The organism is Paraburkholderia largidicola (assembly GCF_013426895.1).
GTDB lineage: Bacteria > Pseudomonadota > Gammaproteobacteria > Burkholderiales > Burkholderiaceae > Paraburkholderia > Paraburkholderia largidicola.
Genome location: NZ_AP023174.1, coordinates 1,712,337 through 1,732,804, shown reverse-complemented (window position 1 = coordinate 1,732,804; position 20,468 = coordinate 1,712,337). Strand labels below are relative to the sequence as shown.

At 61.2% G+C, this 20,468-nt stretch carries 17 protein-coding genes and 2 pseudogenes; 9 read left to right on the top strand and 10 right to left on the bottom strand.

Annotation, left to right across the window (positions count from 1 at the left end):
* From PPGU16_RS07745 to PPGU16_RS07715, 7 genes and pseudogenes are all read left to right on the top strand, one after another.
* A complete protein-coding gene (locus tag PPGU16_RS07745; RefSeq protein WP_180722396.1) occupies positions 1-1,893 on the top strand; it encodes a bifunctional sugar phosphate isomerase/epimerase/4-hydroxyphenylpyruvate dioxygenase family protein in 1,893 nt (630 codons plus the stop codon).
* Positions 1,894-2,093: 200 nt separating this feature from the next.
* Positions 2,094-3,311: a porin gene (locus PPGU16_RS07740; RefSeq protein WP_180722395.1), complete on the top strand. Its 1,218-nt coding sequence runs from the start codon at positions 2,094-2,096 to the stop codon at positions 3,309-3,311.
* 289 nt (positions 3,312-3,600) lie between these two features.
* Positions 3,601-4,272, top strand: coding sequence for a ProQ/FinO family protein (locus PPGU16_RS07735; RefSeq protein WP_180722394.1), 672 nt, complete (start codon positions 3,601-3,603; stop codon positions 4,270-4,272).
* Between the two features lie 228 nt (positions 4,273-4,500).
* Entirely contained in the window at positions 4,501-5,901 is a 1,401-nt protein-coding gene (locus PPGU16_RS07730) for an ISNCY family transposase (protein ID WP_180722393.1), read from the top strand.
* Positions 5,902-6,126: 225 nt separating this feature from the next.
* Positions 6,127-6,650: pseudogene (locus PPGU16_RS07725) on the top strand (helix-turn-helix domain-containing protein); the annotation flags it as partial.
* 148 nt (positions 6,651-6,798) lie between these two features.
* Positions 6,799-6,996 (top strand): LmrA/YxaF family transcription factor, encoded by a 198-nt coding sequence (locus tag PPGU16_RS43365; RefSeq protein ID WP_434064419.1) that lies wholly within the window; start codon positions 6,799-6,801, stop codon positions 6,994-6,996.
* A 247-nt stretch (positions 6,997-7,243) separates the two neighbouring features.
* Complete coding sequence (locus PPGU16_RS07715) at positions 7,244-7,765, top strand: DUF2867 domain-containing protein (protein WP_180722392.1); 522 nt, start codon at positions 7,244-7,246, stop codon at positions 7,763-7,765.
* Between the two features lie 40 nt (positions 7,766-7,805).
* On the opposite strand, the gene PPGU16_RS42620 is transcribed toward PPGU16_RS07715, so the two are convergent.
* Positions 7,806-8,174 carry an aldehyde dehydrogenase family protein gene (locus PPGU16_RS42620; protein ID WP_274599977.1) on the bottom strand — a complete coding sequence of 123 codons (369 nt, stop codon included), beginning with the start codon at positions 8,172-8,174 and terminating at the stop codon, positions 7,806-7,808.
* Positions 8,175-8,415: 241 nt separating this feature from the next.
* Entirely contained in the window at positions 8,416-9,114 is a 699-nt protein-coding gene (locus tag PPGU16_RS07705) for a glutathione S-transferase (RefSeq protein WP_180722391.1), read from the bottom strand.
* A 127-nt stretch (positions 9,115-9,241) separates the two neighbouring features.
* Between PPGU16_RS07705 and PPGU16_RS07700 the strand changes: the two are divergent.
* Positions 9,242-9,825: pseudogene (locus PPGU16_RS07700) on the top strand (TetR/AcrR family transcriptional regulator).
* A gap of 146 nt (positions 9,826-9,971) precedes the next feature.
* Here the strand turns inward: PPGU16_RS07700 and PPGU16_RS07695 are convergent.
* Positions 9,972-10,583 carry an NIPSNAP family protein gene (locus tag PPGU16_RS07695; protein ID WP_180722390.1) on the bottom strand — a complete coding sequence of 204 codons (612 nt, stop codon included), beginning with the start codon at positions 10,581-10,583 and terminating at the stop codon, positions 9,972-9,974.
* 116 nt (positions 10,584-10,699) lie between these two features.
* Between PPGU16_RS07695 and PPGU16_RS07690 the strand changes: the two genes are divergently transcribed.
* Complete coding sequence (locus PPGU16_RS07690; protein ID WP_180722389.1) at positions 10,700-11,563, top strand: LysR family transcriptional regulator; 864 nt, start codon at positions 10,700-10,702, stop codon at positions 11,561-11,563.
* Between the two features lie 810 nt (positions 11,564-12,373).
* On the opposite strand, the gene PPGU16_RS07685 is transcribed toward PPGU16_RS07690, so the two are convergent.
* From PPGU16_RS07685 to PPGU16_RS07655, 7 genes are all read right to left on the bottom strand, one after another.
* Positions 12,374-13,327 carry an amidohydrolase family protein gene (locus PPGU16_RS07685; protein WP_180722388.1) on the bottom strand — a complete coding sequence of 318 codons (954 nt, stop codon included), beginning with the start codon at positions 13,325-13,327 and terminating at the stop codon, positions 12,374-12,376.
* A 43-nt stretch (positions 13,328-13,370) separates the two neighbouring features.
* A complete protein-coding gene (locus PPGU16_RS07680; protein ID WP_180722387.1) occupies positions 13,371-14,699 on the bottom strand; it encodes an MFS transporter in 1,329 nt (442 codons plus the stop codon).
* A 96-nt stretch (positions 14,700-14,795) separates the two neighbouring features.
* A complete protein-coding gene (locus tag PPGU16_RS07675; RefSeq protein WP_180722386.1) occupies positions 14,796-15,716 on the bottom strand; it encodes a dihydrodipicolinate synthase family protein in 921 nt (306 codons plus the stop codon).
* A gap of 25 nt (positions 15,717-15,741) precedes the next feature.
* Positions 15,742-16,698, bottom strand: coding sequence for an amidohydrolase family protein (locus tag PPGU16_RS07670; RefSeq protein WP_180722385.1), 957 nt, complete (start codon positions 16,696-16,698; stop codon positions 15,742-15,744).
* Between the two features lie 4 nt (positions 16,699-16,702).
* Positions 16,703-17,704 carry a 4-hydroxythreonine-4-phosphate dehydrogenase PdxA gene (locus tag PPGU16_RS07665; protein WP_180722384.1) on the bottom strand — a complete coding sequence of 334 codons (1,002 nt, stop codon included), beginning with the start codon at positions 17,702-17,704 and terminating at the stop codon, positions 16,703-16,705.
* 21 nt (positions 17,705-17,725) lie between these two features.
* Positions 17,726-19,036, bottom strand: a complete 1,311-nt coding sequence (locus PPGU16_RS07660; protein WP_180722383.1) for an MFS transporter — start codon at positions 19,034-19,036, stop codon at positions 17,726-17,728.
* Between the two features lie 98 nt (positions 19,037-19,134).
* Complete coding sequence (locus PPGU16_RS07655; protein ID WP_180722382.1) at positions 19,135-20,310, bottom strand: L-rhamnonate dehydratase; 1,176 nt, start codon at positions 20,308-20,310, stop codon at positions 19,135-19,137.
* Between the last annotated feature and the right edge of the window lie 158 nt (positions 20,311-20,468).

Sequence of the window (20,468 nt, the reverse complement as noted above, 5' to 3'; positions counted from 1 at the left end):
ATGCTTCGCTCCATTGCCACTGTGTCGGTTAGCGGCACGCTCGTCGAGAAACTCGCTGCGATACGCGCGGCGGGTTTCGACGGCGTCGAGATCTTTGAAAACGATCTGCTGTACTTCGACGGCTCGCCCGCCGACATTCGCAAGCGTTGCGCCGATCTCGGCCTGCAGATCACGCTGTTCCAGCCGTTCCGCGATTTCGAGGGGGTGTCGAAGGAGCGGCTCACGCAAAATCTGAATCGCGCGCAACGCAAGTTCGAACTGATGCACGAACTCGGCACCGATCTCGTGCTCGTGTGCAGCAACGTCAATCCCAACGTGATCGCGGACGATGCGCTGATCGTCGATCAGCTCGGCCAGCTTGCGTTGCTCGCCGAACGCGAAGGCGTGCGGGTGGGCTTCGAAGCGCTGGCGTGGGGCAAGTACGTGAACTCGTATCGTCACGCGTGGCGGCTCGTCGATGCCGTCGATCATCCGGCGCTCGGCCTGATACTCGACAGCTTCCATACGCTGTCGATCGACGACCCGATCGAACCCATCGCCGATATTCCGGGTGATCGCATCGCCTTCGTGCAGATCGCCGATGCACCGCTGCAGAAGATGGACGTGCTCGAATGGAGCCGACATTATCGATGCTTCCCGGGGCAAGGCGATCTGGATGTCGCGGGCTTCGCGGACCGCGTGCTCGCGACGGGCTACCAAGGCCCGTTCTCACTCGAAATTTTCAACGACGGTTTTCGCGCCGCACCGACGGCCGCGACGGCCGCCGATGGCTATCGATCGCTGCTGTATCTCGAAGAGCAGGCCGTGCTGAAGGGCGCCCGCTCGAAAGATGGTCAGCCGCTTTTCACGCCGCCTGCGCCGCCCGCGCATTCGGGCTTCCAGTTCATCGAGTTCGCCGTCGATTCGAGCGGCGCGCCGCGCCTTGCGCAGCGCTTTGCCGAAGCGGGCTTCCATGCGGCGGGCAAGCATCGCTCGAAGGACGTGACGCTGTATCAGCAGGGTGGGGCGTCGATCGTGCTGAACGCGGAGACCGATTCGTTCGCCAGCGAGTTCTTCCATCGGCACGGGCTGTCGCTGTGCGCGTCGGCGTTTCAGGTCGACGATGCCGAGCGCGTGTTCGAGCGCGCGACGTCGTTCGGTTATGCACCGTTTTCGGGCCGCGTCGGTCCGAACGAGCGCGTCGTGCCGGGCGTGCGCGCGCCCGATGGCAGCCTGCATTACTTCGTCGATGCGCGCCCCGACGAGCCGACGCTCTACGAAGCCGACTTCGTGCTGAGCGAGCAAGGGGGCGAACGCACTCAGGCAGTGCAGGGCGAGTTGAAGCGCATCGATCACGTATGCCTCGATCTGCCCGCCGACACACTCGACACGTGGATTCTGTACTTCAAGGCCGTGTTCGGTTTCGACGCGGAGCCCGCCTGGCTGCTTCCCGATCCGTATGGACTGGTGCGCAGCCGCGCGGTACGTAGCGCCGACGGATCGGTGCGGATCGTTCTCAATGCATCGGTGGACGGCCGGACGTCGACGGCGCAATCGTTGCACACGTATCGCGGATCGGGCCTCAATCACGTCGCATTCGACACCGACAATATTTTCTCGGCGGTCGAACAGTTGCGCGCACGCGACGTTCAGCTATTGCGAATCCCGTCGAACTATTACGATGACCTTGAAGCGCGTTACGATTTCGCCGACGGCGTGGTGACGAGGATGAAAGAAGCCCACGTCCTTTACGACAGGGACGCGCAGGGCGGCGAGTTCTTCCATGTGTACACCGAGCAGATGGATGGCCGCTTCTTTCTGGAGGTCGTGCAGCGCAAGGGCGGTTACGACGGATACGGCGCGGTCAATGCGCCTGTGAGACTCGCAGCGCAGGCTCAGCGCAAGCACGGCTAGGCGCAACGGCATGCAGTGAAGGATCGCGCGGGACGATAGTGGTAGTTACCCGTAGTAATCCTCACGGCATCCGGATTTTCCCGCATTACTTCAGCTTTTCGTACTACCCGCAGCACCGGCGGCGACGGCACGCGTTTGTCCCGCCGCCGACAAAACGATGCGACGCATCGTGATAACACTCAAAGACAAAGGATCAGGAGATGAAACGACGTTACCCCGAAGTCAAAGCGGCCCTGGCTGGCGCAGCCATGCTGGCCACGCTGCCTGCGTTCGCGCAGAGCAGCGTGACGCTGTACGGCATCATCGATAACGGCATCGGTTATCAGTCGAGTTCGACGACGCTTGGTTCGACCGCGAATGGTCACTCGGCCTTCAAGATGGTGACGGGCGTGTGGGCGGGCAGCCGCTTCGGCCTGAAGGGCGCGGAAGACCTCGGCGGCGGTACGAAGGCGATCTTCACACTAGAAGAGGGCTTCAGCGCGAACAACGGCGCAATGTCGACGAACAACCTGATGTTCAGCCGCCAGGCGTTTGTGGGCGTGTCGAACGCCACCTACGGCTCGCTGACGGCTGGCCGCCAGTACGCGTCGTACTACCAGCTGCTGTCGCCGTATAGCCCGACCACGTGGCTCACCGGCTTCTACGGCGCGCACGCAGGCGACGTCGACGGTCTCGATACGATCTATCGCGCGAACAACACGCTGCTGTACATGTCGCCGCAGATCTACGGCTTCAAGTTCAGCGGCTCGTATTCGTTCGGCGGCGTGCCGGGCAGTGCGTATCAGGGCTCGACGTGGAGCACGGCGGTCCAGTATGCGCAAGGCCCGATCGGCATTGCGGTGGGCTTCTCGAAGATCAACAACTCGAACGTCAATGGCGGCACGTTCGGCACCGATACGACGACCTCGAACGCAGGCGCGCAGGCAGGCGTGTCGGCCGTGACCAATGGCTACCAGTCGGCGCGCGCGCAGCAGCGCTTCGCGGTCGGCGCGGGCTACACGTTCAACAGCCAGTTCGACATCACGGCGACGTATTCGAACGTGCAGTACATTCCCGGCATCGGTTCGGCTTTCCACGACCTGTCTATCTGGAATTCGGGCGGCGTCGTGCTGCACTGGAAGCCGACGGCCGCATGGGACTTCGCGACGGGCTACGCATACACGCGCGCGACGAAGGCCAATGGCATCTCGAGCAACGCGTCGTATTCGCAGGTCAACCTGTCCGAGTATTACTCGCTGTCCAAGCGTACCGGTCTGTATGCGTTGCAGGCGTATCAGCGCGCGAACGGCCAGACGCTCGGCACGAACGGCCGCAGCATCATCAACGCGACGGCGACGATCGGCGACGGCTTCAATTCGACGCCTTCGTCATCGCGCAGCATGGTTGGTGTCGGCGTCGGCATGGTGCACCGGTTCTGACGCTGTTCGAAGTTTTTCAGGCAAGACAGGGCGCCGCGCTTGCGGCGCTTTTTTTGTCTTGTTTTCGTTTGATGCGTGGCGACGTGCGCTGCGCGCGCATTCGATGCGGGGCCGTCGCTTGCTGCTCGCTTCGGCTGGCGGATTCGGTTGCCTGTTGCGTCCAGATGACCCGATGACAGGAAACGGTCATCTGCGGGTGCAAGATTGGCGGACGGCAGCGAGAAGTCGCCGGGCATGAAGGTGCTCAGCGGCTGCTACAATCCTGCGTCATTGCAATGAAGGTGAACACATGGGCTTTGAACAACTGGCGAAGCTGAGGGACGAACTCGCCAAGCAGGCAAAAGCGCAGCGCAAGGAACAGCAGGCTGCGGACAAGCCGGCTCCTCACGCGGGCGGCAAGGATCAGAAGGCGAAGGACGCTCCGCGCGACGCGAAGCCTCGGGACGCTCGGCGCGCGCCCAGGCCTGCGGACGCGAAGGCGCACGGCAAGCCAGCCTCGGCGCGTCCGGCGGCAAAACCGCAGCAGAATCCCGTCGATCCCGTCGTGCATACGATCGGCAAGCTGCAGAAGCGTTTCCCGTTGGCGTTTCCGAAGAATCCTGCGCCGAAGGTGGCACTCAAAATCGGCATTCTCGACGATCTGCTCAAGCAGGCCGGCGAACTGAAACTGACCGAGCAGGAAGTCCGCGATGCCGTGAGCACCTGGTGCCGTGGCAGCCGCTATTGGGCAAGCCTGACGGAAGGCGCGTCGCGCGTGGATCTGAATGGCGCGGAAACGGGTAAGGTCACCGCATCGGAATCCGCGTTCGCGCGACGCCGTTCGGGTGGACGCAACAAGCCTGCTGCGAAGACGGGTGAAGATGCGGGTGCGGCTGTGGCTGCGAAGCCTGCGGATGATGCGGCTGCGGCGCAGACGGACGGTGAAGGAAATGCGCCGGCTGCGGATCAGGCGCAGGGTTGATCGATTGCAGGTCGGTCAGACGGGTTGTTGAGGATTGAGGCTGTAGGGAGCGGTGGCTGGTTTGCTGCTGCCTGTTTATGATTTGACATAATCTTAATTATCAACATACTGTCTGTCAGAGCTTTTTAGTAATGTCCGGTTCTGGCTCATTAGAAATGTCCGGTTTGGCGCCCCTGGGCCACGCGCTGCGCGCATGCTGCGCCATGGTGATCGCCCTGGGAGCCGGACATGAATGCACGTGGATTCATCACGATCAGCATGCACGAGCTCGAGCGGGTCAAGATCATTGAGGCGGTCGTCCAGCACCGGCTGACGATTGTGCTGGCAGCAGGACGGCTGCAGCTGTGCGAGCGTCAGGTCAGCCGGCTGGTGCGCCGCTATGAAGCCGCGGGACCGGCCGGGCTCATCTCGGCGCGACGGGGTCAGCCCAGTAACCGCGAACTGCCGGTCGATGTCCGTGCACGCACGATGGCGCTGGTGCGTGAGCGTTATGCCGATTTTGGGCCGACACTGGCCTGCGAGAAGCTGCGGGAGTGTCACGGCGTGGTGCTGGCGAAGGAAACGGTGCGGCGCTGGATGCGTGACGCCGGGCTGTGGATTCCACGCCGGCAGCGTCCGCCGAAGCTCCATCAGCCGAGAAACCGCCGCGCGTGTCTGGGCGAGCTGGTGCAGATCGATGGCAGCGATCATCGCTGGTTCGAGGAGCGCGCACCGGCGTGCACGCTGCTGGTGTTCATCGACGATGCAACGGGCCGGCTGATGGCGCTGCATTTTACGGCGACCGAATCGACCTTCAGCTACTTCGAGGCGATGCGGATGTACCTTGAACAGCATGGCAAGCCGGTTGCGCTGTATAGCGACAGGGCCAGCGTCTTTCATTGCAACAGCCATTCGGTGACGCCTGGCAAGGGCGTGACGCAGTTTGGGCGCGCGCTGTACGAGCTCAATGTCGATACGTTCTGCGCCAACAGCAGTCAGGCGAAGGGTCGGATCGAGCGCGCGAATCTGACGTTGCAGGATCGTCTCGTGAAGGAACTGCGGCTACGCGGGATCAGTACCAGGGAGGCGGCCAACGCTTATGCGCCCCACTTCATCGCTGACTTCAACGGCCGGTTCGGCAAGGTGCCCAGGAGCACATTCGATGCACACCGGCCGCTGCGCGCTGACGACGATCTCGACCTGATCCTGACGGTCCGCGTGCCGCGGCGCGTATCGAAGGTACTGACGGTGCAGTACGACCGCGTGATCTATCTGCTGGAGGATACGGTGGCGAACCGCAGCCTCGTTCACCGTTATCTGGATGTGTTCGAGTATCCGGACGGGCGCATCGAGATCCGGGCCAATGGCGCTGCCCTGCCCTGTGTCCGCTACGACCGGCTCTCGGAGATTGACCGGGCCGCGGTGGTCGACAACAAGCGGCTGGGACACACGTTGCAGATGGCGCAGGTGATCCAGGCGCAGCGCGATGAACGGCGTGCGTCAGGCTCGCCATTGAGGACCAATCAGGGGCAAGCGCCGCGTCCGAAGCAGCGCAAGGTGGGCACTCGCACGCAGCGTGAACTGACGCGTGAGGACCTGAATGAGGCGATCCTGGGAACTGCCGGAGCGCGGGCAGGCTCGGTGCTTTAAAGCCCCTTAAAAGTAGATATTTCTGAACCTCAGAACCGGACATCTCTAAAAAGTCCAAACCCGGACATCTGGATCTGGCTTTGACACTGTCTGTAGCAGCAATGTGAGAATGTCGTGTTCTGGCTATTTACAGATGTCGGGTTTCTGAACGCTGGCAAGCTGGCACCGTGCTGCATCTTGCAGGAGCCAGCCATGAAGCCGGACACGACACTGGTGAGTCTGAGCATGCGCGAACTGGACAGGCTGAAGGTCATCCAGGCGATCGTTGAGATCGGTCTGAAGCCCGGCCGTGCCGCCGAACGGCTGGGCCTGAGCGTGCGCCAGGTCGAACGTCTGGTGACCCGGTATCGCGAGCACGGGCCATCTGGCGTCGCGTCCGGCAGACGTGGCCGACCGGGCAACCGCAAGCTCGACGCAGGACTGGCATTGCAGGCCCTGACGATCATCCGCGAGCGCTATGCCGATTTTGGGCCGACGCTGGCGCGCGAGAAGCTCGATGAATGTCACGGCTGACTAAGGAGACGGTCAGGCAGCTGATGACCGAGGCCGGACTGTGGATTCCGCGCCGGCAGCGTCCGCCGAAGATCTACCAGCCACGGGCGCGGCGCGCCTGCCTGGGCGAACTGATCCAGATCGACGGCAGCGATCACCGCTGGTTCGAGGACCGGGCGCCGGCCTGCACGCTGCTGGTGTATGTCGATGACGCCACCAGCCGGCTGATGGCGCTGCACTTCTCGGCGAGTACGTCGGGTGATGCGCTGAATTTTGTTCTTCAGATTTTCAGGGCATTCGCGGCCGAAATGGTCGACTCCGATTTCCAGTACGAATGTCTAATGCAAAATCTGGCGAATGAGCTGCTCGCGCTCGACGCTGAGCTGACCAAACGGTAGCGCGCAGATTGTTGAGTCGACCGAGCTTATTGCGGAGCATTTTAGGGGGTGCGGTTTCGCTCCCGAGCGCGCGTTCACTACCGCGGCCGCATTGGTTGCAGCCCTCGAAGGGACACGGACGGTCGCCCGCCTTGAACGCACGCCGGCTATATTCGAGGTGCTGGCAGAGGTTAGCATCAAGAGGTGGGCTGCCCCAGGGGGGTGATCCTGTCCAATGTTCTCGGTCGGACGAAATCGGCACCGATCCTCATTTGAAGACCGTCCGTCTTTCGCCAATGTCTGCTCGCAGACGCGCAGCCGCCGGATGAATGTCTTGGCATTTGTCCATTGCTGGACCGCCACAATCGGTTTGACCTCGGCTTTAGCAGGAATCTGTCACGCTATTTCTCTCGACTGCGTTCGCTTGAGTCGCACGGGGGCAGCAAGGAAATCCTAACGCATGGAGAGTGGGCATGCAGACGAATTCGAAGAAAGCCGAACAGGTCGGCCTGCCGGCGACCTCACGGCTGAGCCGGTCGTACGGCAGGGCTGATTTTGTCGACGCATTTTCGGTGGACTTGCCAGCGACTGCCTGCAACGACGCAGAGTCTCTCGCTCGATACATCTTTGCCGAGCAACCCAAGTGGATCGCGATGCTACAGGGAGTTCGCGACATTGCCGTATGGCCGTTCGGACTTAAAAGAACAGTCGATCTGAAAGTCGCGAGGGGCGACCGGCTAAGCATTTTTCGCGTGTTCGAACGGCATAAAGACGAGATCATTCTAGGCGAGGACGACAGGCATCTTGATTTCCGCGTGTCGGTTCTCGTGCAGCCTGCATCCGAGGACTGCCCCCAGCGCCTGATAGTCACTACGCTTGTCTTCTACAATCGTCTGCTGGGTCGGGCCTATCTTGGCCTTATCGCTCCTTTCCATCGCCTCGTAGTGCGAGCCTCGCTCGACCGGGCACAGCAACTCGGATGGCCCGGCCGTTAGCGGCGATTCATCAACGCTCCTTCCAGCAGGCCGTAGATTGTCAGACCTCAAAGTGGCGGGTTCCTGAGAGCGGTCGGGACCAGGCGTAGCTATTTATTTCCACCTGATCAGTCACGCTCTCGCCCCCTTCACTAGCAGCCACTCGTGGCTGCCTGACGGATTTCCTTATCAGCACCGTCTTCGGATTGGTAAAGAGTTGACGACCTTCCGCACCGTGTTCCGTACCGAGGCCTGATTGCTTGTGCCCGCCGAACGGAATGTCGACGCCTTGGGTATGGATCTCGTTCACCCAGACCATTCCCGTTTCCAGACGGTTCGCTACCGCAACCACGGCTTGAGTATCGCGGCCCCAGACCGAACCGCCGAGGCCAAACGGGCTGTTATTGGCGCGATCGGAGTCTTGGCGAATACTTCACCAGTAGCCGGGTTGATTACGCCAAAGCTATCGAGCGACGGCAAAAGATTACCAGCGATGCTGAGGTAATACGGGCCGTGGAAAATACCACCGGACTGAACTGCTCGAGGTAATGCAGACATGAATTGTTCTCCGAGGTATGGAGGGCTGAAGTGCTGCAGTCGCGAATCCCGCAACAAATCGGCGGGTTCTTCGTCACCTGGTAGGAATACTTATCTTCAGAAAATGAAATTTTTCATGCAGCCTCTGGTACGGAGAACGCCGGCTGCGTGCTTACACTGGGCCGCTCCTGCATTCTTTCGTACCACGCCAGGAGCGCGGTGCACTCAGCCGGCACTGGCAGCTTGACGATAGCTGCGAAGACCAGGCCGCCGATTACCGTGATGTCGGCCATTGAAAATTCTTTGCCGGCGACATATGGCTGGTTTCGAAGAACTGCATCGAAGTAATACATTCCGCGCAGGGCCTTGTCACGCTGCTTGAATCCCCATTCGGCGTTCTGGTACAGCTCAACGTGCGGCCCCAATCCCGGCGTTCCATGATGGAAATAAACGCTTATGGCGTCGAGCAGTTCCAGTTCGGCACGCTTGCTCATCATGTGGATCAACCCTTTTTCGAGCGGCGCCCTGCCAGTCAGAGTCGGCACGCCATCGAGTCCGTCAAGGTACTCCGTTATGGCTGTGCACTCGGCAATACAGGTCCCGTCCTCGAGTTCGAGCACCGGCAGCGTGCCCGAGTAGTTCTTGCTTGCCATGAATTCGGGCTTCTTGTGCTCGCCCGCGTACAGATCGACCAGCACGAACCGCACTCGCGAGTGCAGATTTTTTTCCGCCAACGCAATGCGCACACGCGTCGGATACGGCCCTTGCGGAAAGTCATAAACCGTCATCGTCGACAACTGATTGTCATTGATACTCGTTGCAGTAGCACTCATTTGGCTTTCCCTTCGAAATGGTGTCCGGGCGAACAGCAATTCTACCTACCTATCGTTTGTTAGTTTAACAATATGCGTTAACAGTCTTGGTTGTCAACACTGAGTAGTTGTGCGGAAAACCGCACAAATGCGGAACGAATCGAACTCCGGCTCCAGGGAGCGGATCCTGGCGGCGGCCACGAAGACTGCTCAGGCCCACGGCTACAGCGGATTGAATTTTCGGAATCTCGCGGAAGACATCGGTATCAGACCCGCTAGCATCTATCACCACTTCACGAACAAGGCCGACCTCGGTGCCACGGTGGCACGGTGGCACGGCGGTATTGGGAGGACTCGGCAGCGGTTCTTGAAAGTCTTCAGGAAGAATCCCCGGACCCGTTGCACTGCCTGCACCGCTATCCCGAAACGTTTCGCAAGGCGCTGGAAAACGCAAATCGCATCTGCTTGTGCAGCTTCATGGCTGCCGAAAGCGATGACCTCCCCGGTGAAATGATGCAGGAAGTCCAAACCTTCGCTGAGGTGCATATCGCCTGGCTGAGCAAGGTTCTCTCAGCGGCAGGGGTTGTTGATTCAAAAGGGAGTGATCCATGGACCCGCGCTATCTTCGCCGCCGTAGCTGGCGCACAGCTCATTGCGAGGAGCCGTTCGGATGTCTCCATCTACGACACACTGATCGACGGCTATCGCGCTACCGGACTACTTCCCGCCTAGCACGCTTGTGAATTGCGTGAGTGACGCAAGCGTCGCAAACGGCTTTGAGTTGTCGACGATCGACTCACGGCAGCCGGCCAATCTCGGTCAAAAGGCGGAACTCAACGCAAGCATGCTCGCTCCCCGCCGAGACCAGCATACGAGATTCAGCTAAGTGGCGAATTATCTGTCGGGATCCAGATCGTCGATGTCGCGTCAAAAAACTGATCTGGTCCTCCCTTGGGCGGCCAGACGCCGTCAGCGTAAGACTTCGCGCGGATCGCGATGCGCTCATCGAGACTTTCCCACGGCCAGATGTGCGTGATGCGAGGAGCGCCATCAAGCGCATACATGTTGACTGTCAGGGGCGAGCGTTTCGAGCGCTCAGGCATCGCGGCCTTCCAGGCTTCAATAGTAGGCTCAAGCCCGCCTGGTCGAAGCCAGTAAGTGCGGAATTCGTAGTATTTGCCGAAGCACCCTGGCTCTACCGGAGGAAGAAACGAAAACCCTGCGTAACTCTCCATCTCGATCCGACAGTCGCTGGTAGCTGCTCCGAAAGGATTCGAGTGATGGAGCGCACGTTCTCGTTCACGCGCCAGCTCGTCAGCGTCATTGAATCCCCGCAGCATCCGCAGATTGCCAAGTGGACCGTTTTCGGAGGTCCATGCGCCGAGCCAATGACCCGATATTTCAGAGTGATGGAGGTAAGCCTCCGCATTCCTGATTACCTGAGACAGTTTAAGGATATGCGAGGACAAAGTAGTGAGTTCGTAAAACATGTCCAATCTCCATGGTGTTTTGGACGATCGTCAGCGTCCAATTGATGACCAGATTAGACTGAGACGTTCTCACGCGGTATTCCCTATCCGTTCACACGCTCCGTCAAGAATTCGCTATGTTCGACTGGCAAGATTTACGGTACTTCCTCGTGCTCGCACGCACTGGATCACTCTCCGGTGCTGCCAATGAGCTTTCTGTTGAGCACGCGACGGTCGGGCGTCGCATCGCATCGCTCGAGGCGACGCTCGGTTTGAAACTCGTTCATCGGCTACCCCGGAGCACCCGATTAACGGAAGATGGAATGGTCGTTGCCGAGTTCGCCATCGGGATGACGGAAAGCGCACAGGCAATCGACGGATTTGCACTTCGGACCTCGGCATTGATGTCCGGATCAGTGCGGATCAGCGTGCCGCCTACGATCGGCAATTTTTGCGTTGCTCCGTATATTCAGGAATTCCGCGAGCGCCATCCGTCATTGAAACTCGTTATGTCGAGTACCCCGGAAATCGCCCCGCTTGACCGAGGTGTTGCGGATATCGCGATTCGAATGTTCAAACCACAAGAGGCGAGTCTACTTTCGCGCCGGGTCGGTGCGATTCGCTTCGGCTTATACGCAAGCCGCGCCTACGCGGCACGCCCTCCTGCACAGTGGGCGTTCATCGCCTACGATGCGTCGTTGGACCACGTGAAGCATCAGGTGTGGCTGCGCCGATTCCTCGACGGCAGACCCATCGTGTTCGAAACGAGCGATGTTGTCGCACAGCAGATGGCCGCTCGAAACGATGTTGGGGTTGCGATTCTACCGACGATCCTCGGCGAGCGTGACGCAGGGCTCGTCAGGCTAAGCGTCGATGACAACCCTCCCGACGCAGCATTGTGGCTTGTCACTTATCCCGATCTACGGCGCACGCCGGCTATCCAGGCGGCTATGGCATTTCTGGCGGAGTGCGTCGGTCGCGAACCGCAGTTGAAATCGTAATGACGCGTTCTAGGGGCGATCTTTGACCGCAAAGATAGGGCGCCCCATAGATCTTCCCGCCTGAACGTCAAATTTGCAGTAAATCGAGAGACAGAATCGTGCTATTAAGATGAGTATTCTTTTATATGAACGGCGTCGTTTTACGAGGGCCCGCCTGTCATTGATGTTCGGGACCGCTCGCCCAACGCTGCAGTCACGCATTCCGCCATCGCGGATGTGCGGCGAAGCTTCTACGCCACGATAACTGCCTTACCACTGCAACCTGCCTCGCGTTACCGCGGAAAGACCGAAAAGACCGAAAAAACCGATTCATAAGGGACATTTAAGCGTTCCGAAAGCAGCCGTCCGAACGGGACCACTTCAGACCTAAAACAGTTTCATCAATTTACTGATGGAAACGAATGCGAGTTGTGTCAGCCTCCCCCTTAAGGTCACTCCCGACAGGTCTGCCGCCACTCTCCCGTAATGTGCCAGTTTCACGAGCGCAAGTCTGCATAGGAGTGATTTCCCTTTTAACCGCATGCAGGTCAAATAACTGAATAATTTGCCTGTCTGAACTGGATTCCCTCATCTTCAGACTCAAACAATGCGTCGCCCGAAGGTGCTGGCAATACAGACATCAATGGTGAGGGATAGTCGGGAATCAGCCTTAGTGTGCCATGCGAAAATAGTTTCTTCGCGTCAGATTCTGACATCGTAGAACCCAGTACATAGACAAGCCCGACAACGGTCCCGGATCCTTCAAATCCAAAAATGATGATCTTTTGGGGCGACTCTCACCCCGCGATTTGGAACGAACGGTAGGACATCTCAGAAAGCTGAGATCGGCGTCGATGCTGGCACCCTGTACACCCGTCGACACGTCCCCGCAAAAAGATCCCGCAATTGCGCTTCACTCGCAGCAGGCAACGCACCAACCACATCCGCAACCATCTGTTCGAAACTCGCAGAGAGACTTCCGACGGGCAAATTGCTCGCAAACATCGAACGCGAGAAGCCGAACATGTCGACCGCCTCACGAATGACCCGCCGATTACTGACGCTGTCCCACACACCACCCTTAAGGCCGGTTTCCGATACTTTCAGATGCACATTGCCGCAATCGGCAAGCGCCGCCATCCCCCGCCGCCATATTGCAAGACCGGCATCCGAGCGATCGAGCGGAAGCCCCAGGTGATTGAGCACGATGACCGTATCCGGGACGCCGCGTGCGACTTCCGCTGCCTCCTCCAGATGCCAGTAAGGCACTCGCAGATCCCACGACAGGCCGAAGCGTTCCAGCATGGCCAGACCGCGCAGCCAGGCCTCGTCCTGCATGGTGCCCGGCTCGCCGCGCACGCTCACCTGCGCGTGCGTCGAGGTCACCGGCTTGGAACGCACACCGCGCACCAGCGGATCGGCCGCGTGCGCCGCGAGCACCTCCGCGCAATCGTCCTGCGTGAAATACACGTGCGCGACCGCGACTGACGGCAAGCCCTCGCGCGCATTGAGCCGCGCGACGAAGCCGTTCTCCGCGACCTGCTCACGGCGCGAGCGCTCCGCTTCGACATGCACCGTGCCGATCAGCTGGAAGCCCGCCGTCGCCGCGCGATAGTCCGCCGGCAGAAAATCACGGCAGATCGCGCGATAGTCGCCGAGAAAGAACTGCGGATCGTAGGCGTCGGTCAGCCACGGATAGTGACCGTCCGACAGATCAAAGAAATGATGGTGTGCGTCGAAGATCGGCAGGTCGAAACCGATGCTGTTTTGCGAGCGTGCGTTCATGGCGTGATTCAGAGAGCGAGGCACGGACGGTCGATGTCAGGCTTCATCGATTGACGAGCCGCGCGGGAATCGACAGCACCAGCAGCGCGCCCGCGAACAGCACAGCGCACATCAGCCAGATCGACGCCTCGCTGGTGCCCGTCAACTGTTTCACCGTGCCAACGATATACGGCCCGAGAAAGCCGGACAGATTGGCCAGACAGTTGATCAGCGCAATGCCCGCAGCCGCCGCCGCGCCGCTCAGGAGCGCCGTCGGCAGGCTCCAGAACATCGGCGGAATGGCGAGTATGCCGAAGTTCGCTACGCAGAGAGCGAGTATGCCGAGCGCGGGCTCGTGCTGCCAGATCACCGTCAAGGCCAGCCCCACTGCGCCAATCAGGAACAGCGTAGCCAGATGCCAGCGGCGCTCGCCATGCCGGTCCGCGCTACGGCCGAACAGGACCATCGCCGGAATCGCACATAAGCTCGGCAGCGCGGACAGCAGGCCGATATGCAGATCGCTGGCGACGCCCATGTTCTTGATCAGCGTGGGCATCCAGAAGCCGAGGCCATACATCGCGAAGATGTTCGCGAAGAAGATCAGGCACATCACGGCGAGGTGACGATTGGCGAACATCTCGCGCATCGACAGATGCCGCTTATGGCGCACCTCGTTTTGCATCACGCGCAGCAGATTGGCGCGCTCGCTGGCATCGAGCCACTGCGCATCCTCGATCCTGTCGTCGAGCGTGGCAAGGATCAGCCCCGCCACGGCGATGGTCGGAAGCGCCTCGAGCAGAAACATCCACTGCCAGCCCGCCAGGCCCCAGACACCCGGCGTGGTCTGCAGGATCCAGCCGGACACGGGACCGCCGATCAGCCCGGACAGCGCCAGCGCGATATAGAACACGCCCATCACGCGGCCGCGCCGATGCGCGGGAAACCAGCTCGTGAGGTAGTAAATGACGCCGGGTATGAAGCCCGCCTCCGCCACGCCGAGCGCGAAACGCGCGGCATAGAACTGCCACGGCGTGCTGACGAACATCATCAGGCCAGATACCACACCCCAGCTCACCATGATGCGCGCCAGCCAGCGGCGGGCCCCGACGCGGTAGAGAATCAGGTTGCTCGGGACTTCGAAGAAAAAATAGCCAACGAAAAAAATGCCCGCACCGAAACCATACATCGCGTCGCTCAGGCCGAGCATTTGCGCCATGTGCAGCTTGGCGAAACCCACGTTGACGCGATCGATCGACGCGGCGAGATAGCCGAGCATCAGCACCGGCAAGAAGCGCCACGCGATCTTGCGGAAGAGCCGATGCTCTTCGTCCACCGCCATCGCGCCAGTGTCAACGTCCGCACTGGATGAACTGCCTGAAAAAGATGAGGTCATGACGTCTCCTGCCGCTTCGCCGGATCGCGAGCGTTTTATGTTGGTCGATGTAGCGTGGATGGGCGCGCAGGGTTCACGCGCGGGTTCAAACGATGTTCAGCGGCCCCAGCGCAAGACCAGCGGGTCAAGCCTGCGCGCCACCTTCAACAACCCTTCGCGTACTTTGGGATGCATCGGTGCGAGCGGATGACGCACCGCGTCCGAGCGGATCACGCCGCCCTCCTTCATCAGCGTCTTGCAGGCGGCAAGCCCGCACTGGCGGTTCTCGTAGTTGATGAGGGGAAGCCATTGCTGATAGAGCGCCGCGGCCTGTTCGGTGTCGCCGGACGCATACGCATCGACGATCTTGCGGATGCCGTCCGGATAGCCGCCGCCCGTCATCGCGCCCGTCGCGCCCGCATCGAAATCCGGGATCAACGTAATCGCTTCCTCGCCGTCCCATGGGCCGACGATCGCATCACCGCCCAGTTCGATCAGTTCGCGCAGCTTCGAGGCGGCCTGCGCGGTTTCGATCTTGAAGTACGACACGTGCTCGACTTCCTTCGCCAATCTGGCGAGAAACGGCGCGGACAGCGGCGTACCCGCCACGGGCGCGTCCTGGATCATGATCGGGATGTCGATTGCATCCGACACGCGCTGGTAGAACGCCTCGATGTCGCGCTCGCTCACGCGAATCGTCGCGCCGTGATATGGCGGCATCACCATGACCATCGCGGCGCCCGCGAGTTGCGCCGCACGGCTGCGCCCGGCGCAGAGCTGCGAGCTGAAGTGCGTGGTCGTGACGATCACTGGCACACGGCCCGCGACGTGTTCGAGCACGGTGCGTTGCACGGTCTCGCGTTCGGCGTCGGAGAGCGCGAACTGCTCGGAAAAGTTCGCAAGGATGCACACGCCATGCGAGCCGGCGTCGATCATGAAATCGATGGCGCGTTTCTGGCCTTCGAGATCGAGCCGCCCGTCCTCGTCGAAAATGGTGGGTGCGACGGGGAACACGCCGCGGTAGGTCGGTGCAGTCATGTAAAGACGTCTCCTGTGTCAGTGCCTAGATGCGATAGAGCGCGCACGCGTTGTCGTAAAAGAGCGCGAGCCGCTCCTCGCGCGTGCAACCCGCGACGATCGTCTTGAAGCCGGTGAACAGATCGTCGAGCGTCACCACCAGACTGTCGACGGGAAAGTTGCTCGCGAACAGACAACGCGCCGTGCCGAAGCAGGCGATCGCATCGCGCACGACGGGGCCGTTGCGCGCCACGCTCCACGCAGCGCCCTGCTCGCCGATGCCTGAAATCTTCAGCCAGACATTGGGATGGCGCGCCAGCGCATCGAGCGCGCGGCGCCACGCGGCAAGCGCTTCGTCGCTGCGGTCAGCAGGCAAACCCGTGTGATTCACGACGATCCTCGTGCGCGGAAAGTCGCGCGCGAGTTCGGCCGCTTCTTCGAAATGCCACCACGGCGCCTGCAGTTCGAACATCAGGCCACTTGCTTCAAGCAGCGCGTAGCCGCGCCGCCAGCCTTCGGAACGCATCGAGCCGGGCGCGCTGAAATCGCGGCGATGCGCGGCGCGCGGCACGGTAGCGGGCTTGTGCCGTACGCTGCGCACGAGCGGTAGATCACGGTAAGCGGCGAGCACGTCGGTCACGTCGTCGCGGTCTAGCCAGATCTGCGCAGCCATCGCGCTGGGCAGACCCGTTCGCTGATGCAGCGCCGTGGCCCAGCGCGCTTCGCCCGTGGGATCGCGCGGGTCCCACTCCCCTTCCATCATCACCGTCTTGACGATGCGGTGATTGCCCGCTCTCGCGAAATAATCGTCGGGCAGAAAGTCATGGCAGATCGCTTCGTAATCGCCGTAACGAAATGGGATGCGCGGCACGTCGCGCAGCCACGGATGATAGTTGCGCTCCAGATCCCAGAAGTGATGATGCGCATCGACGATGGGCAGGTCCGCGTCATCGCCGCTATGCAGAAAGCGCTGTCGCAAGGCCTCGATGTGCTCGTGCATCATGGCGTCAGCCCAGACGGTCCTGCGCCATGCGCACGGCAATGTCGAAGGCCTTTTGCGTCGCGCCCACGTCCGCCTTGCCCTGGCCGTGGATGTCGAACGCGGTGCCGTGCGCGGGCGTGGTGATCGGCACGGGCAGGCCGCCATGCACCGTCACGCCGCGCCAAAAGCCCATCAGCTTCATCGCAATCTGGCCCTGGTCGTGGTACATCGTGACCACGCCATCGAACGCCTTCTGGTCGCGTGCACGCACGAAAATCGTATCGGCCGGGAACGGCCCCTGCGCGTCGTATCCGAGCGAGCGCGCCTTGTCGACGGCGGGCGCGATCACGTCCAGTTCCTCGCGGCCGAACGCGCCGTTGTCGCCGTTATGCGGATTGAAGCCGCACACCGCGATGCGCGGTGAAGCAATACCCGCCCGCTTCAGGCCATCGTTGATCAACTGGATCGCGCCGATGATGCGCTGCTCCGACAGCCGCGCGCTGACATCCTTCAATGCCATGTGCGAGGTGACACGCGAGGTCCACAGTTCGTCGAGCACGTTGAATTCACAGAATGCGCCGCTGTAATCGAGCTGGCGCGCGAACCACTCCATTTCGTCGCTCGTCTCCATGCCCGCCATGTGCAGCGACGTCTTGTTGACGGGGGCGAACATCATCGCGTGGGTGCGCTTGTCTTGCGTCAGGGCCAGCGCCTTCCTGAAGGCTTCAAGGCTGTAGCGCCCGCCCCGCTCGGTGGAAACGGCGCGTTCGTAAGGGGCATCGTCGGCGAGACGAAAATCGATCAGCGAAGGCACATCGGTATCGCGTGGGGCATCGGTTTCGCTTTCGACCACGGTGTAGTCAAAGCGCTGCTGCGCGATCTCCATGCCTTCATCCAGCTCGCGTTTGTCGCCGATGATGAGCAGATCGGCGCGCGCGCGGTTTTCGGGCCGCGCGAGCAAACGCGCGATGAGTTCGGGACCGATGCCGGCCGGGTCGCCAAGCAGGACTGCAATACGAGGTTTCATCGTAGTTTTGCCTTTTGAATGTCAGCGCGTGCGGCGCAGGTCGATCGCCAGCGAGCCGGCGATATACACCAGTGCACACGCACTGTAAAAATGCAGCACCGCATCGAAAGAGCCGGTGCGTTGAAGAATGAAGCCAGTGATGAGCGGAATCGAGATGCCGCCGACGCTGCCCGCACAATTCATGCATGCGCCGAGCAGGCCCACGCGTCCCGGACTGGCGAGCAGCGATGGCAGGCTCCAGTAGAGGCTGCCCCACAACAGCATGAACGATGCCGCGCACAGCACCGCGATGGCCGTCACGGGCGATGAAATGCCCGGCAGCGCGGCAAACACCGCCAGCGTCGCGAGACCCGATAGCGCGATCATGCCCTTCACGACCTTGCCGCGCGAGAAGCCCCACGAGCACAACGCGTCGCACAGGAAGCCGCCCGTCAGTGAGCCACAGGCGCCCGCGAGGAAGATGAAGAACGTGGCGGCGCCGATTTGCGACAGGCTCAGGCCCCGTGCCTGAGTCAGATAGGTCGGGCCCCAGGTCAGCAAGCCGAAAAAGATCATCGCCCAAGCCATGCGACCCATGCACATCGCCACCGTCGAGCGCAGCGGCAAGGGCGCGTCCTGCGTGTGCGCGCTCGCCTGAATCGCGGCGCTGGCCTGTGCGGGTGCGCCGTCGCGGATATGCTCCAGTTCCGCCGCGTTGACGCCCGGATGCTTCGCGGGATCGTCGCGCAGATAGCGCCACGCCAGCCATCCGCATGCGATGGTCGCGAGGCCCGCGACCACGAATGCCGTGCGCCACGAGCCGAACATCAGGATCAGGTTCGAGATGGCCAGCCCGCCGATCGCCGCGCCGAGCGGCGAGCCGGCATCCATCAATACCGCGCCGCGCGCGCGTTCCTTCTTCGAGAGCCACAGCGCGTTGAGCTTGCTGCCCGCGGGAAACAGCGGCGCTTCAGCGGCGCCCAGCCCGACGCGCATGAAGAGCATCGACAGACCGCCCGTCGCTGCGCCCATCAGCGTCTGAAACAGGCCCCACAGCACCGTTGCGCATGCGACCACCTTGCGCGGGCCGAAGCGGTCGATCAGCCAGCCGCCGGGAATCTGCAGCAACGCATACGACCAGAAGAAGCTGGAGAGAATGAGGCCCTGCATCGCGGGCGAGAGCGTGAACTCTTTCGCGATGGTGGGCATCGCGATCGACAGCGAGATGCGATCCACCAGATTGATCAGCGTGATGAGAAACACCACGCCGAAGATGCGCCAGCGTACGCTGGTCGAGTGCTGTGCCGATGCTGCATCGCGCGTCGCCGCGCGGGCCTCCATCCTGCTCTCCATGTCTGTCTCCTGTCGGCTCGAGCTGGCGCTTCAGCGCGTACGCGAGCCCCATGCAAGATGTTTGCTGTGGGGCTACGTCGGCCCCGCCGTCATGCGGCTCATTCGATGATGTCGAAGTCCTTCAGATGCTTGTCCGAGAGCGTGATTCCCAAACCCGGCGTTTCGTCGGACAGCTGCAGATAGCCGTTCTCCGGCTGCGGCTCGCCGTCGAAGATGTAGTAGAACAACTCGTTGCCCACTTCGACGTCGAAGACGGGGAAGAACTCTGACATCGGGCTGGCCGTCGAGGCCATGGTGAGGTGATAGTTGTGCATCTGCCCCGCGTGCGGGATGACGGGCACGGACCACGCCTCGGCCATCGCGTTGATCTTGCGCGCCGCGGTGATGCCGCCCACGCGGTTGGTGTCGTACTGGATGACGTCCACCGCGCGCCGTTCGAGCAGGTCCTTGAAACCGTACACGGTGAACTCGTGCTCGCCGCCCGAGATGGGCAGGATGTTCATCTTCTTGAGCTCCTGATACCCTTCAACGTCGTCGCCGATCACCGGCTCTTCCAGCCAGCGCAGATTGAATTCAGCGAGGCGCGGCAACATGCGGCGCGCGTATTCGAGCGTCCAGCCCATGTAGCATTCGACCATGATGTCCACGTCATCGCCCGCCAGTTCGCGCAGCAGGCGCACCTGTTCGAGATTCTTCGCCATGCCTTTCGGACCGTCCTTCGGGCCGTAGCCGAAGCGCATCTTCATCGCGGTGAAGCCCTGGTCGAGATAGCCTTGCGCTTCTCCGAGGAAGGCGTCGCGATCGTCGTTGTTGTAGAGCTTCGAGGCGTAGCACCAGATCTTCTCTTTCGTGCGGCCGCCGAGCAGCTTGAACACCGGCTTTTTCACCGCCTTGCCCATGATGTCCCAGATGGCGATGTCCATCGCCGAAATCGCCGCCATGCCGATGCCCTTGCGGCCCCATGCCAGCGTGCGGCGATACATCTTCTGCCACAGGTATTCGTAATCGAACGGATCTTCGCCGATCGCGATAGGCGCGAGGTATTCATCGACGATCTGCTTGGCCACGCGCGGCGCCAGCGCGCAATTGCCAATGCCCACCGTGCCGTCGTCGCATTCGATCTCCACGACCAGCCAGCCGTGGAAGCGGAACGAGCCCATCGCGTCGCCGCGTTCGTAGAGGATGTCCACCGCGTTCGTGCAGAAGTGCGATTGCGGCGGAACGACCTTGCCCTTCCATTCGAAAACGCGTGCGCGGACGTGCTTGATCTTCATCTCGTCTGTCTCCGTTCGATCGAGTTGCGCCGCACAATTCAAGGGTTTGCGCGGCTGTTTCGGGTGCTGCTAGTGTGCGAAACTCTGCGATAACTGACCATTGAATTATTTGGATCAGCCTATTTCCAACGGTTATCGCTCAAGAGACCTCGTCACGA

Coding starts and splice junctions, on each gene's coding strand:
- PPGU16_RS07705 (WP_180722391.1), bottom strand. CDS start 9,114: ATGAGTGCTACTGCAACGAGTATCAATGACAATCAGTTGTCGACGATG.
- PPGU16_RS07660 (WP_180722383.1), bottom strand. CDS start 19,036: ATGGAGAGCAGGATGGAGGCCCGCGCGGCGACGCGCGATGCAGCATCG.
- PPGU16_RS07730 (WP_180722393.1), top strand. CDS start 4,501: ATGAATGCACGTGGATTCATCACGATCAGCATGCACGAGCTCGAGCGG.
- PPGU16_RS07735 (WP_180722394.1), top strand. CDS start 3,601: ATGGGCTTTGAACAACTGGCGAAGCTGAGGGACGAACTCGCCAAGCAG.
- PPGU16_RS07715 (WP_180722392.1), top strand. CDS start 7,244: ATGCAGACGAATTCGAAGAAAGCCGAACAGGTCGGCCTGCCGGCGACC.
- PPGU16_RS07655 (WP_180722382.1), bottom strand. CDS start 20,310: ATGAAGATCAAGCACGTCCGCGCACGCGTTTTCGAATGGAAGGGCAAG.
- PPGU16_RS07690 (WP_180722389.1), top strand. CDS start 10,700: ATGTTCGACTGGCAAGATTTACGGTACTTCCTCGTGCTCGCACGCACT.
- PPGU16_RS07675 (WP_180722386.1), bottom strand. CDS start 15,716: ATGACTGCACCGACCTACCGCGGCGTGTTCCCCGTCGCACCCACCATT.
- PPGU16_RS07680 (WP_180722387.1), bottom strand. CDS start 14,699: ATGACCTCATCTTTTTCAGGCAGTTCATCCAGTGCGGACGTTGACACT.
- PPGU16_RS07665 (WP_180722384.1), bottom strand. CDS start 17,704: ATGAAACCTCGTATTGCAGTCCTGCTTGGCGACCCGGCCGGCATCGGT.
- PPGU16_RS07740 (WP_180722395.1), top strand. CDS start 2,094: ATGAAACGACGTTACCCCGAAGTCAAAGCGGCCCTGGCTGGCGCAGCC.
- PPGU16_RS07670 (WP_180722385.1), bottom strand. CDS start 16,698: ATGATGCACGAGCACATCGAGGCCTTGCGACAGCGCTTTCTGCATAGC.
- PPGU16_RS07685 (WP_180722388.1), bottom strand. CDS start 13,327: ATGAACGCACGCTCGCAAAACAGCATCGGTTTCGACCTGCCGATCTTC.
- PPGU16_RS07745 (WP_180722396.1), top strand. CDS start 1: ATGCTTCGCTCCATTGCCACTGTGTCGGTTAGCGGCACGCTCGTCGAG.
- PPGU16_RS07695 (WP_180722390.1), bottom strand. CDS start 10,583: ATGTTTTACGAACTCACTACTTTGTCCTCGCATATCCTTAAACTGTCT.